The organism is Microvirga sp. KLBC 81 (assembly GCF_003075415.1).
In the GTDB taxonomy this organism is placed as follows: domain Bacteria; phylum Pseudomonadota; class Alphaproteobacteria; order Rhizobiales; family Beijerinckiaceae; genus Microvirga.
Window position 1 is genome coordinate 91,975 of the sequence record NZ_QDAH01000003.1, and the last position, 12,138, is coordinate 104,112.

Here is a 12,138-nt window from a genome sequence, read left to right on the forward strand (position 1 = left end):
AGTGCTGCACCCTCGGTGCCGGAAGGCCTTAGCCGCACCGAGAATACTAACGAGGCACAAAAGGAGGAAACAATGAAAAGACGAGATTTCTTGACATCGGCGGGTGTAGGAGCTGCTGCTAGCGCAATAGCGATGCCAGCGATTGCCCAAGCTGCCCCGGAGATTCGGTGGCGGCTGCAGTCAGCCTTTCCTAAGACACTGGATACCGTCTATGCCGCCGGTGAAGCATTCTCGAAATATGTTGCTGAAGCCACGGACGGCAAATTCCAGATCCAAGTGTTTGCTGCGGGTGAAATCGTTGGATCCTTTCAGACGCTGGACGCGGTAACGAACGGGACGGTTGAAATGTCCCATACCGTGTCGTCCTATTTTGTCGGCAAGGATCCCACTTTTGCGCTTGGCGCTATTATCCCGTTTGGGATGAACACCCGGCAAATGAACGCATGGCTCTACGAGGGCGGCGGCAACGACCTGCTGAACGAATTCTACAGCAAATACAATGTTTTTGCCCTCCCGGCGAGTAGCACTGGCACGCAGATGGGCGGTTGGTTCCGAAAGGAAGTCAAAACAGTCGCGGATCTCCAGGGTCTGAAGATGCGGATCGCCGGACTGGCGGGCGATGTGATGGCAAAGCTCGGTGTCGTGCCGCAGCAGATCCCGGCCGGTGAGATCTATCCTGCGCTCGAGCGCGGCACGATCGATGCGGCAGAGTGGGTTGGGCCCTACGATGACGAGAAGCTCGGCCTCCAGAAGGTGGCGCCGTACTACTATTATCCTGGTTGGTGGGAAGGCGGTACAACACACCACTATTTCATCAATAAAGCAAAATGGGACGAGCTTCCGAAGGCTTACAAGACGATCATCCAATCAGCGGCTGAATCCACGAACCTAAAAACGCAAGCGAAATACGACGCCAAAAACCCTGGTGCATTGCGGCGGCTGGTGGGAATCGGTGCGCAGTTGCGGCCGTATAGCCCAGAGATCATGGATGCGGCGTTTAAGGCTTCCAATGAGCTCTACGACAGCATCTCGGCAAACAATGCCGAATTCAAGAAGGTCTATGACTCCTACCGCGCGTTCCGAAATGAGGAGTACTTGTGGTTCCAGGTAGCAGAATATGCGTTCGATAGCTTCATGATCCGCGCCCGAAGCAAAACCTAAGTCTTGTCAAACTCTGATCGGCGGACAGGGCTCAAGCGTAAAAGTAGAGGGTACCAATCGCTCGTCCCGGGCCGCAGGTGACTGGGCCATCGTCGTTCGCAGGGCAGGGAACGCACGAGCGTCCGGGCGCATTACGGAACCCGCTCGTTACAGACTTCATGCCGGCGCAATCGTAACCGAACCTCGGATTCTGCGATTGCGCCGAGCGGTCTCTCCAACGGTGCAGGTATCCTTGACTAGGCCTGTGCAGTCGACCTGGTACGAGCGCTACCGTGGATCGTGTCCGTACCAGATAGATCACTATCTTTCGTTTCGCATTTCCATCCACTCCGACTCGCTGTCTCGCCCTAGCAGGCCCGCAAACTTGCTCGTCTTTTGTGGCATGCGAACTTCGACTCGTGTGCGGGATGCCGGTGACAGGCCAAACTCCGCCAGGTACTTGTGCATCAGCTCTAGCTGCTTATTAGCAATAGCCAGCCACGGGCTCTGCTGAATGTAGCCGGACGGCAGCTTGATCAAGAGTGGTGTTTCTTTCAGTTTGCGCTCGGCTTCCACCCACCGGCCATAGGCCTGGCAGTAAGCCGCAAGGACAGCCCGGTCCATCTCCGTGAGAATGCCAAGCCGGTGCAGGTCGGACGCTAACCGCTTCCACTCCGCTTTCGCAGTGGGGTTGAGGTGAGACGGACAGGTGGGAGCCTTTGTTGGGACCTGTGGCTCGTGCGGATTGAGGGGCCGCTTGCCAGGATTTCCCTCGATCAGCTTGAGACGGGTAGGTTTTGGTTTGCGCCCGCGCATTATTGCTATCCTAGATCTGGCCTAGCCACTCGAAGGCTCGCCGCAGTAGGTAAGAGCGAACAAACGAGGCAAGTGTGAACACCGTCGAAATCATGGAATCGGTGGCAAACGTGGTTACGATGCCAAACATTGGATAGATCACGGCCTGGATCACGAGAGCCACGAAAAAGCCGGTCGAAACATTGAGGCTTGCTTCCAGAAACGAGATGCTGGGTGGCTGGGTGGGACGCATCATCAGATCACCTCTTCTGTGTCAGCTGCAACGACTGGTGAGGCGAGGAGCTGGCTGTAGCTCAATCCATCCTTGCGCAGAGCCTCCTGGCCGGTTGCCTCCTGCCAACGTTGGATGATCACATCGCAATAGCGGGGATCCAGTTCCATGAGCACAGCTCGTCGGCCCGTTGCCTCAGCAGCCATCAGGGTGGCGCCCGAGCCGCCAAACGGGTCCAGCACGGTATCTTTTGTTTTGGACGAGTTGCGGATCGCCCGCTCCACCAATCCGACCGGTTTCATGGTTGGGTGAAGGTCATTGCGAGTGGGCCGGTCATGCTGCCAGACGTCGCTCTGGTCGCGATCCCCGCACCAGTAGTGGTCGGTGCCCGCAGGCCAGCCATAGAGGATCGGCTCATACTGGCGCTGGTAATCCGAGCGTCCCAACGTGAAGGCATTCTTCGCCCAGACAATGAAAGTTGACCAGTGCCCGCCGGCTCGTTCGAAGGCAGCCTTGAGGGTGCCGATCTCGGACGAGGACATGCAGATATAGACAGCCCCTTTACACACCGTAAGCATGGCCCGGCAGGCGGCCTCGAGGAAGCCGGCAAACTCTGCTCCGAGGGCATCGTTCTGGATGCGCAGCCGCTGAGCGGTCTTGCCCTCGTAAGCCACATTGTAGGGTGGGTCCGTGAAGACCATGTCAGCCAAGCCGCCGGCGAGAGCACGCTGGAGATCCTCAAGGCGCGTGGCGTCGCCACACAACAGCCGGTGCTCACCAAGCCGCCACAGATCACCAGGGCGAGTGACAGGCTCGTCGGGTGGGGTAGGGGCCTCGTCAGGGAAGCTAGGACCTTCACCCTGGCCGGTCAGCAGCTTCTCGACCTCCATAGCCTCAAACCCGGCCAGCTCCAGGTCCACGCCCAACGCCTGCAGGTCCGCGATCTCAGCGGCCAGCAGAGCCTCATCCCAACCCGCATTGAGGGCTAGTTTATTGTCTGCCAGGATGTACGCTCGTCTCTCCGTGTCTGAGAGGCCGGCGAGCTCGATGACCGGTACTGTCTCGAGCTTCAGCTTGCGAGCTGCGAGGACCCGCCCATGGCCCGCAATGATGCCATTGTCACCGTCGATCAGGACTGGATTGGTCCAGCCAAACTCCCGGATAGAGGCTGCGATCTGTGCGACCTGTGCCTCCGAGTGAGTGCGAGCATTGCGGGCGTAAGGGATCAGATCGCTAAGCGCACGATGCTGAATGGCGAGGTCCAGGCCAGCAGCTGCACGGCTCGTGTCGGACTTGCGACCATCTCCGGAGTTAGTCGACTGTTGCGACGTCTGCAGCGGAGGGATATCGCTGCCATTGTCTTGTGTTTCCGGGAAACTTGAGCTGTCCATTGTGCTGGATACCCCCTCGGTAATTTCGCGGAATTTCACGCGAAAGGACCCGCGCCGGTCCTAATTTGAAGGTTGTCAACTTTTGACCCGCCCCCTCCCTCCATCGATGTAGCGTAGGAGGAGAAGTGTCATTGCTAACGAGTGTGACAGATCTCATCAGATCAACAATGACACTTGTTTTCGCTCTGTTACGAATGCTTGCGATCAGTACGAGTTGGCTAGATAGGGGGAGCTTGAAAAACTGCGGTATGCCACCAAACAGCGGCATGATCCTTACTCAGCAGCCACGGATCACGGACCACACGGAGCACTTTCTGTAGAGGTTCCATAATGGCTGTGGAGCGTGCTGTGTGGCTAGTGCAACCAGAAGCCTTTTATACACCTCGTTAGAGAATGATCCGTAGTGATCCGTGCTCCGTTGCCAAGGGTATTTACTGCTCCCGGCGCCAGGCAATCCGGCCCTGAGAGTTCTTCCCGCAACTTCTCCACCCCAATCTCTCCATGATAGAGGTGATGCGACGATTCTCCCTAGTTCCAATACGATGAGGTTCTAATCCAAGCGCCCAGATAGCGACGTCTCGAACCGTTGTCTGTCGCTTGTCGTCGAGGTATTTGACAATGTCCTCCTCCCAAACATCCGCTTCAAACCGGCTCTCTTGCTGAGGCTTGATGTAATCACGCTCAAAAACTTCATCAGGCCACCATGGCACACGTGCTCGGTATAGCTCTACAGCTTCAGCGAAAAGTTGATCCCTATTGCGGGCCAGCGCTTCGGTATCGATCGTTCCGACCGTCACAGGCCAGAAACGACGACCTCCGGTTTCGTCTTTTAGGTAGACCGATTTATTCGTCGTTCCAATGAACACGCACTGACGTGGCTGTATGACCTCTTTGCGCCCATAGCTCGGCCTGTAACGCTCGACAGGTCTGCTAATGAAGGCCTTGAGGGCAGCATTCTCTGCTTTGCTCATCGCGGACATCTCTGCAATCTCGATGAGCCATTTACCGGCTAGATGCTGTGAGACATCCTTACCAACCGCTATGTCCGGCAGATTATCCGAGAAGTATTCTCCGCCAAGGATGCGGCAGGCAGACGATTTGCGAGCACCCTGAGGACCCTCAAGAACCATCATGTAATCGGCTTTACATCCAGGGTCGAAGATGCGTGCGACCATCGCTACCAAGAACATCCGGCCGATGCCTTCCGCGTAAGGACTTGGCTCAACCCCCAGGTAGTTGCTCAGCCAACTCTTAACCCGCTCACACTTGTCCCATTTAAGGGAGTTCAGGTAATCACGCACGGGATGGTAGGCGCGCTCCTGTGCCCACATATCGATCGCCTGATGCGTGAGGTCCTTCCCAATCCTGTAAAGTCCTGCAACTTGAAGCCACTCCTGCAGTATTCCTACGTCCGTGTCTGTGACCGGCCGCGAGGTGAACGCATCAGACTCTTCTAAGGATGGTCGACAGGACGGAACAGGGTGGAGGAGCATCGGAGCGCTGAGCATCTCATCGAACGCGACCATTGAAACCAAAGCAGGGTCGTTGCTAAGGGCGACCATAGCATTGTGGAGGATGGGGAGAGGCTTACCCTCTTTGTTCATTACGCACTTTCCAAGCCACCTAGGTTGGGTCCGCCCGTTATCACTTTTGTCTCCATTTATGCTGTGTTGAGACTTTTGCTTGTTGTCCCTACGGGGGCTGGCGCAGGTGGTTCCTTGCTTTTCGCTCATGGGAACCCCCTTAATTTGCTGACGTCTTGCCCTGAAGCGGGGTACGTGAGGCCGTGCTCGCTTGCATACGTTCAGCCTCGAACGTCTCGATATCGTCCAGACGATAGACCACCCGCTTGCCTACCTTTAGGAAGCGCGGGCCTTCACCTGTCCAACGCCAGCGCTCTAGAGTGCGAGGGCTCATGCTCCAGCGGCGGGCGAGATCCAGTTGGTTCAGATGCTTCGTCATCATCGCCTTTCCTTTCGTTTCAGTCCGAAGTGATGCGATGCTGCCGCTCTCGGAACCGATGGGCAAAACTGGCAAACTGGCCGCCAGATTAATTCGGCCAGTTTCTTATCCCATTATTTCGGAGGCGTGACTCTCGTCGGTAGATCATCGTATTAGAGCGTAAGCTCAGGTATCTTAGCGAGGAGGGATCTTGGGACACTCAAGAGGCTCAAAGAGAGCTAACAGGCCATCAAAGTTCGGCGGTCTACTTGGAGGCCAGGATGATCCGCGGCCGGTCTGGAAAAGGGTTGATCCTAAGAAGGGTCTGACGCTTCATCAGGCGATGCTCTTTTACGCCCAGCGAGACATGGCTGATCTCGCCTACACATTGGAGCTCGCAGGGTATGATGGAGATCCTCCGGCACCGATTGATGAAGAGGGGTGGCCCGCTCCCGAGGAGGAGCTGGCAGATTTTAGAATCAATTCCCGCCGGCTGAGGGACACACGCGGTGATCTACAGCGGCACCTCCTGGAGGATCTGCAGTCCGGCAAATTGCGAGCTTCGGGTTTCACTGTTACAGGGAATATCGATGCTGGTGCACTTTCCATAGCGCCAGAACTCTGGCGGACGCTTCAGGCTGACTTCGCCAAATCAGAAGCGACTGGGCCAGGTGGCTTGGTTATTTTCGGGATTCGCGTCTTCCAAAGTGGCGCCGAGCAGGAGGACCCAACGGCACCTCGAGCTTTTTCTCGGGCAAGGGCTAAGCAATGGTACAAAGACTGGATCACGCGATGCGAACAGAGCGGCGACACTCCCAGCCGAGACAAGGATTGGGAGGCTGCCAAGAAAGAAGTAGGGGAGATAACACGCGAGGAAGTGCGGGCTCTCAGGCGCGAATTAGCTCCTCCTCATTGGACAAGCTTTGGTCGCCGAAAGAAAGCACTTTGAGAGCGGGTTAGCATCAAAAGGGACAGCTGCGGGTGTTGTCCCAACGCGCCAATTGCGCATTATTACGATGATCTGCTTTTTTAGCCGCCCTGTTGCGGTAATAGATTGTTTTTGCTGTTCAATTTGGTTGGGCGAGATCACCATGGACAGGTGATGAATGCTCTCCAACCTAACCTTATGACCTCAGATGAGCGCCTGTCCGAGCTCTCGGATTTACTCACCCTGGGGCTTATCCGCCTCCAGAAGCGCTCTTCCAGTGCATTACCTGCCGATACCAGAGAAAGTTCGCTCGACTTCTCGCCCAACCAGAGCGGTGCTGGGTCTGTCCGCAACTCACGCCGGAGACAGGCATGACAGACCCCATTCTGACCCAGGTGGCCGCGCTTAAAGCAACACCAACACCTGACCTCAAGCGGCGTTGGCGTGAGCTATTCGCTAGTGAGCCGCCGCTCTACAACCGCCGCTTCCTCGAGAGCCGGTTGGCCTATCGGATCCAGGAACTCGCCTATGGCGGTCTCAAATCGGAGGCGCTGAAGCGCATCGAGGCATTGGGAGAGAAGCTGGATGACGGCAATCCCATCACCCGCCGAACCCGAGTGGATGACAAGCCCATTACAGGGACACGCCTGATCCGGGAGTGGCAGGGGATTGAGCACTGCGTTACTGCCCTCGATGATGGTTACGAGTATCGGGGCCGGCCTTACAAAAGCCTGTCGGCCATTGCCCGAGCGATTACCGGCACCCGCTGGAACGGCTGGATCTTCTTCGGTCTCAAAAACCAGAGGAGCTGCTGATGATCAAGCCGGTTGTGCGCAAGGTCCGCTGTGCGGTCTATACCCGCAAGTCCTCCGAGGAGGGGCTAGAGCAGGAGTTCAACTCACTCGATGCTCAGCGCGAGGCCTGTGAGGCCTTCATCCAGAGCCAGAGGTCAGAAGGTTGGGTGTTGGTCCCAGATCGTTACGATGATGGTGGAGTATCAGGTGGCACGCTGGACCGGCCAGCCCTCAAACGCCTGCTGAGCGATATCGAGCGTGGGCTCGTCGATGTGGTGGTGGTCTACAAGATCGATCGCCTATCTCGCGCGCTGATGGACTTCTCCAAGCTGGTCGAGGTGTTCGATCAGCACGACGTGACCTTCGTCTCGGTCACGCAGGCCTTCAACACCACCACCAGCATGGGCCGGCTCACCCTCAACATCCTGCTCTCGTTTGCGCAGTTCGAGCGGGAGGTGATCGGTGAACGCATCCGGGACAAATTTGCCGCCTCGCGCCGCAAGGGTCTGTGGATGGGCGGCTGGGCGCCACTCGGCTATGACGTTCAGAACCGCAAGCTCATCGTGAACCAGGCCGAGGCCGCAACCGTGCGGATGATCTTCGAGCGGTTTGTCCGAACGGGCTCCGCCACTATCCTAGCACAGGCTCTGATCAGAGAAGGGATCACCAACAAACGCGGTAAGCCGATCGACAAAGGAGTTCTCTACAAGCTCTTGAACAACAGGGTCTATCTGGGCGAGGCGGTGCATAAGGGCACCGCCTATCCGGGCGAGCACGAGGCAATCATCCCGCAGGCTCTCTGGGATAAGGTGCACACCATTCTTCAGGAGAGCCCGAGAACACGCGCCAGCCGAACACGGGCTCAAACGCCAGCGCTCTTGAAGGGGCTGATCTTCGGCCCCACAGGAGTCGCTATGACCCCGAGCCATACAAGACGGCGTGGACGGCTCTACCGCTACTACGTCTCCCAGGATGTGCTGAGGAGAGGAGCGGGTGCTTGTCCGGTTGGGCGGGTGCCAGCCGGTGAGATCGAGCGAGCGGTGGTTGATCAGATCCGGGTTCTCCTGCGGGCCCCAGAGATCATTGTGTGCACCTGGAAGGCTGCGCGAGAGGCCCAAGGCGACGTTACAGAGCATGAGGTTAGAGAGGCGCTAAACGCCTTTGATCCTATGTGGGAAGAACTCTTTCCAGCCGAGCAGGCGCGGATCGTCCAGCTTTTGGTGGAGCGGGTGGATGTCCAGTCTGAGGGTGTCAGTCTCAGTCTCAGAACAGAGGGGCTGGCGAGCCTGGTGGCGGATCTGAAGGCGGCTCAGCCGAAGGAGAGGAGAGCCGCATGAGAGAGCAGGCCAGCGTCAGCCTGGATGGCAGCAGGCTTCAGGTTCACCTGCCACTTAGGTTCCGGAGGAGGGGAGGGCGCAAGCTCGTTGTCGCGCCACCGGGCGAGGGCGCTTGGATAGCTCCGCGAGCGCGCATCGACAACAGCATGGTCAAAGCGCTGGCACGGGCTTTCCGCTGGCGCCGGATGCTCGAGAGCGGCGCCTACAGTACCATCGAGGAACTCGCTCGCGCTGAGAGGATCAACCCGTCCTACGTCTGCCGAATTTTGCGTTTGACGCTGCTCGCACCTGACATCGTTGAGGCGATCCTGGATGGCCGACAGCCGGAGGAGTTGCAGCTGGAGCGGCTGCTAAGACCATTCCCTGTGGATTGGCCAGCTCAAAGAGACCTTCTGTTGGCGGTATAAAGAGCGGCAGAGTTAGCTGCCACTTGAAGCTTAACCTTACCTATGCCCAGAATAGTGCGGGAATAGCATAGATCGGCGGTTTCGGGGGGCAGGTGAGCAACGATGTATACGCGTGTCGGCGGCATTGCACTTGGTGCTATGAGCCTTATAGGTTGTGCTCACCAAGCAGTTCCGGCGCATACAGATCAGCTAGTTGAAGTGCCGGTTGTGATTGGCGCATTGAAGTGCGCCTTCGCCCAGGCTTTGGTCCGAGAAGCCGAGCCCGGCCAAATCCAGCGGCTGCATGGAAGAGTGGCATCGGGTGTTTTAACCCTGAAGATAGTACACGATACAAGGGCAGGGGCTGAGGTGGCGGGGAAGCCAGCTGGTCCCTTTCTCCTCTCGTTCCAAGGAACCAGCGGGAGCATCCTACCGTCCCTTTCGGGATCTGTAACCCGCACAGATACGGTTTCGACCGACATTTATTTCCGGTACTTGCTAGACGGGCGAGATACCCGCGCATGTGAGATTATCCCTGAGGCTCAGCGGGCAAAGTACGGCTTCTCGTCATGGCTCGCGCAACTTGTATCAGGTCTCGACGTGCATGCTGGGGTCACGCCTCTGGGGCAGGTTGACAAGATCAGCTATAGCTCTGACTTCGCCGTAGTAAACGCCGGCAAAGCGGGGCTTGATTTTGATGTTGTCTTTCTTTCGGCGAGTGCATCCGCTGCATGGACGCGGAACGACGTGCAATCAATCAAATTCACAATTGCCCCAAAGAGCAAAGAGAATCCTCCTCCGGTCGTTGGCGGCGCAGGCGGAGTTGGGCCGGCATTCGTTCCGCGCGCTCGATTGCCTGATCCACCGCCAAATGTAGGCCCGCTGCATCGAAGCCCAGATGAGGAATGATGCCCACATCATGCTCATGTTTGAAGCCTAAGCTCCGAGTACTCTGAATGGCAGTGATGCGGTCTTATTACGATGCGTCTGCGAGCATATTTGCTGTTTCTGACCCACTTGCCATTCTTGGAGCCCTCTCGGCCCAACTTCCCTTCGCCGTGGAAGCGAGCCAGCGCGAAGCGTGGACTTACCAGATTCGGCATCTACAGCAGATCGCGCCTGCCATACCAGATGCCCATATCTTCCTAGAGTTCAGGATCCCACGTATGGGGAGACGTGCAGACGTTGTCCTCCTTCACCAGGGCATCATCTTTGTCATCGAGTACAAGGTCGGTGAGACTTCCTTTTCAAGCCATGCCATCGACCAGACCCTGGGCTATGCGCTTGATCTCAAGAACTTTCACGAGACGAGTCACAGTCGGCGCATTACTCCAATCCTTGTTGCGACTGAGGGATCTCATGCCCAGCCTGTCGCTCCTCTCTCCCAGGATGACGTCTCAGCACCCGTCCTGACCAATAGCAGCCACCTTGTCGAGGTCATCACGAGCTTCGGAAAGCGTTTTGCCGACACCCCTGTCGATGCAACGAGTTGGGCATCCGGCCGCTATAAGCCGACGCCCACAATCGTGGAGGCTGCTCAAGCTCTGTATCGAGGGCACGATGTTCAGGAAATCTCACGCAGCGAAGCTGGAGCTGAAAACCTATCTGCGACCGCAGCTTATATCAGCCAGGTCATCGACCGCTCGAAGGCGGAGCATAAAAAGTCGATCTGTTTCGTGACCGGCGTTCCAGGATCCGGCAAAACTCTTGCGGGCCTCAACATCGCAAATGAACGAATGAAGGCTCATGAGGATGAGCATGCGGTGTTTTTATCCGGGAACGGTCCGCTCGTGGATGTCCTCAGAGAAGCTCTGACGGATGATGCCCTGCGGCAAGCCCGAGAGAAGGGGCTACCGCGACCGTCTCGAGCATCTGAATACCAGAGAGCCTGCGCCTTTATTCAGAACATTCACCACTTCCGCGACGACAATCTCCAGACTGCTCGGCCTCCAATCGAAAAAGTGGTCGTCTTTGACGAGGCCCAGCGGGCTTGGAATATGGAACAGACCAGCCAGTTCATGCGTCAGAAGCGTGGACAGGTCGGATTTTCGATGTCTGAACCCGAGTTTTTGCTCTCAGTCATGGATAGACATCCCGATTGGTGCACGGTCGTGTGTCTTGTTGGAGGAGGGCAGGAGATCAACACAGGAGAGGCTGGCATTAAAGAATGGCTCTCTGCGCTTACAAGCAAGTTCCAAGGCTGGGACGTTCATATCTCCGACCAAGTACTTGGACGGCAATATCTCGCAGAAGAGGAGGATCAAGCTCTCCTTAAGCAGCTTCCGCTTCATACAACATCCCATCTTCATTTGGCTGTTTCCGTGCGCTCGTTTCGAGCTGAGCACGTCTCGAATTTCGTCGGAGCGCTAATCGATGGCGATGTTTCGCGGGCACGGGAAATTGCAACGACCCTCACCGATTATCCAATCTATGTGACCCGAAATCTCGACCGAGCGCGTGCCTGGTTGCGCAGTCGCCGACGTGGAATGGAGCGCGCAGGCTTGCTCGCGTCCTCGAACGCTCTCCGCCTCAAGCCTGAAGGGATCTATGTCAAAGCGAAGATTGATCCTCCTCTCTGGTTTCTAGCACCACGCGGTGATGTACGATCATCAGATGCATTGGAGGATGTAGCCACAGAGTTTGACGTTCAGGGCCTCGAGCTTGATTGGACCTGTGTGTGTTGGGATGCGAATTTCCGTTGGGTCGAGCATAAATGGGAGGCTGCAAGCTTCAAGGGCACAAAGTGGCAGAGGGTGGGAGATCCAAGCCGAAAAGCCTACCTGGCTAATGCATATCGGGTTCTTTTGACCCGGGCGCGGCAGGGGATGGTCATCTTCGTGCCTCTAGGCGACCAGACCGATCCGACCCGGCCTCTTTCCTTTTATGACGACATATATGAGGTTCTGCTCAAGGCCGGCATTCGGGATCTTTCGGATTTTGCGATCGGTCCGGCAAGACAGCGAATGTTCGGCACGAAAGATGCTAATTCATAGGCCGTTTTGGCGCGATCCTTAGATAGTCGATCGCGTTAAGGGCATCATAATTGTGCTCTGCTGAGTTCGGTTTGCGTCAAAGAGTGCTGGTGCTCAATGTATTTCCGTTCGCAGCGATAGTGAGGTACGACGCACCCTGCACGGACAACTGTGCATTATTGCCTATGCTCGACAGCAAGGGCATTGCGCAAGAACACAGAA

At 56.8% G+C, this 12,138-nt stretch carries 10 protein-coding genes; 5 read left to right on the forward strand and 5 right to left on the reverse strand.

Annotated elements, in window-relative coordinates; translation table 11 throughout:
* Positions 1 to 72: 72 nt before the first annotated feature.
* The gene (locus tag DC522_RS03220; RefSeq protein WP_116527263.1) at positions 73 to 1,161 is read left to right on the forward strand and encodes a TRAP transporter substrate-binding protein; all 1,089 of its coding nucleotides are present in this window, start codon (positions 73 to 75) and stop codon (positions 1,159 to 1,161) included.
* A gap of 300 nt (positions 1,162 to 1,461) precedes the next feature.
* Here DC522_RS03220 and DC522_RS03225 read toward each other — a convergent pair whose 3' ends face one another.
* The 5 genes from DC522_RS03225 to DC522_RS03245 form a co-directional block, all read right to left on the reverse strand.
* Positions 1,462 to 1,956 carry a phage terminase small subunit P27 family gene (locus DC522_RS03225; RefSeq protein WP_116527264.1) on the reverse strand — a complete coding sequence of 165 codons (495 nt, stop codon included), beginning with the start codon at positions 1,954 to 1,956 and terminating at the stop codon, positions 1,462 to 1,464.
* Positions 1,957 to 1,966: 10 nt separating this feature from the next.
* Complete coding sequence (locus DC522_RS03230; RefSeq protein WP_116527265.1) at positions 1,967 to 2,191, reverse strand: hypothetical protein; 225 nt, start codon at positions 2,189 to 2,191, stop codon at positions 1,967 to 1,969.
* Positions 2,191 to 3,558 carry a site-specific DNA-methyltransferase gene (locus DC522_RS03235; protein WP_116527266.1) on the reverse strand — a complete coding sequence of 456 codons (1,368 nt, stop codon included), beginning with the start codon at positions 3,556 to 3,558 and terminating at the stop codon, positions 2,191 to 2,193. Before DC522_RS03235 ends, DC522_RS03230 begins: the two co-directional genes overlap by 1 nt.
* A gap of 431 nt (positions 3,559 to 3,989) precedes the next feature.
* A complete protein-coding gene (locus DC522_RS03240) occupies positions 3,990 to 5,162 on the reverse strand; it encodes a virulence-associated E family protein (protein WP_245443934.1) in 1,173 nt (390 codons plus the stop codon).
* Positions 5,163 to 5,301: 139 nt separating this feature from the next.
* Entirely contained in the window at positions 5,302 to 5,523 is a 222-nt protein-coding gene (locus DC522_RS03245) for an AlpA family transcriptional regulator (protein WP_116527268.1), read from the reverse strand.
* Positions 5,524 to 6,798: 1,275 nt separating this feature from the next.
* Here DC522_RS03245 and DC522_RS03255 point away from each other — a divergent pair.
* The 4 genes from DC522_RS03255 (at position 6,799) to DC522_RS03270 (ending at position 11,937) form a co-directional block, all read left to right on the forward strand.
* On the forward strand, positions 6,799 to 7,242 hold the full coding sequence (locus DC522_RS03255; protein WP_116527270.1) for a DUF2924 domain-containing protein: 444 nt from the start codon (positions 6,799 to 6,801) through the stop codon (positions 7,240 to 7,242).
* On the forward strand, positions 7,242 to 8,558 hold the full coding sequence (locus DC522_RS03260) for a recombinase family protein (RefSeq protein WP_116527271.1): 1,317 nt from the start codon (positions 7,242 to 7,244) through the stop codon (positions 8,556 to 8,558). Before DC522_RS03255 ends, DC522_RS03260 begins: the two co-directional genes overlap by 1 nt.
* On the forward strand, positions 8,555 to 8,965 hold the full coding sequence (locus DC522_RS03265) for a hypothetical protein (RefSeq protein WP_116527272.1): 411 nt from the start codon (positions 8,555 to 8,557) through the stop codon (positions 8,963 to 8,965). The genes DC522_RS03260 and DC522_RS03265 overlap by 4 nt, the downstream gene beginning before the upstream one ends.
* Positions 8,966 to 9,909: 944 nt before the next feature.
* The gene (locus tag DC522_RS03270; protein WP_165820035.1) at positions 9,910 to 11,937 is read left to right on the forward strand and encodes a DUF2075 domain-containing protein; all 2,028 of its coding nucleotides are present in this window, start codon (positions 9,910 to 9,912) and stop codon (positions 11,935 to 11,937) included.
* Positions 11,938 to 12,138 lie beyond the last annotated feature (201 nt).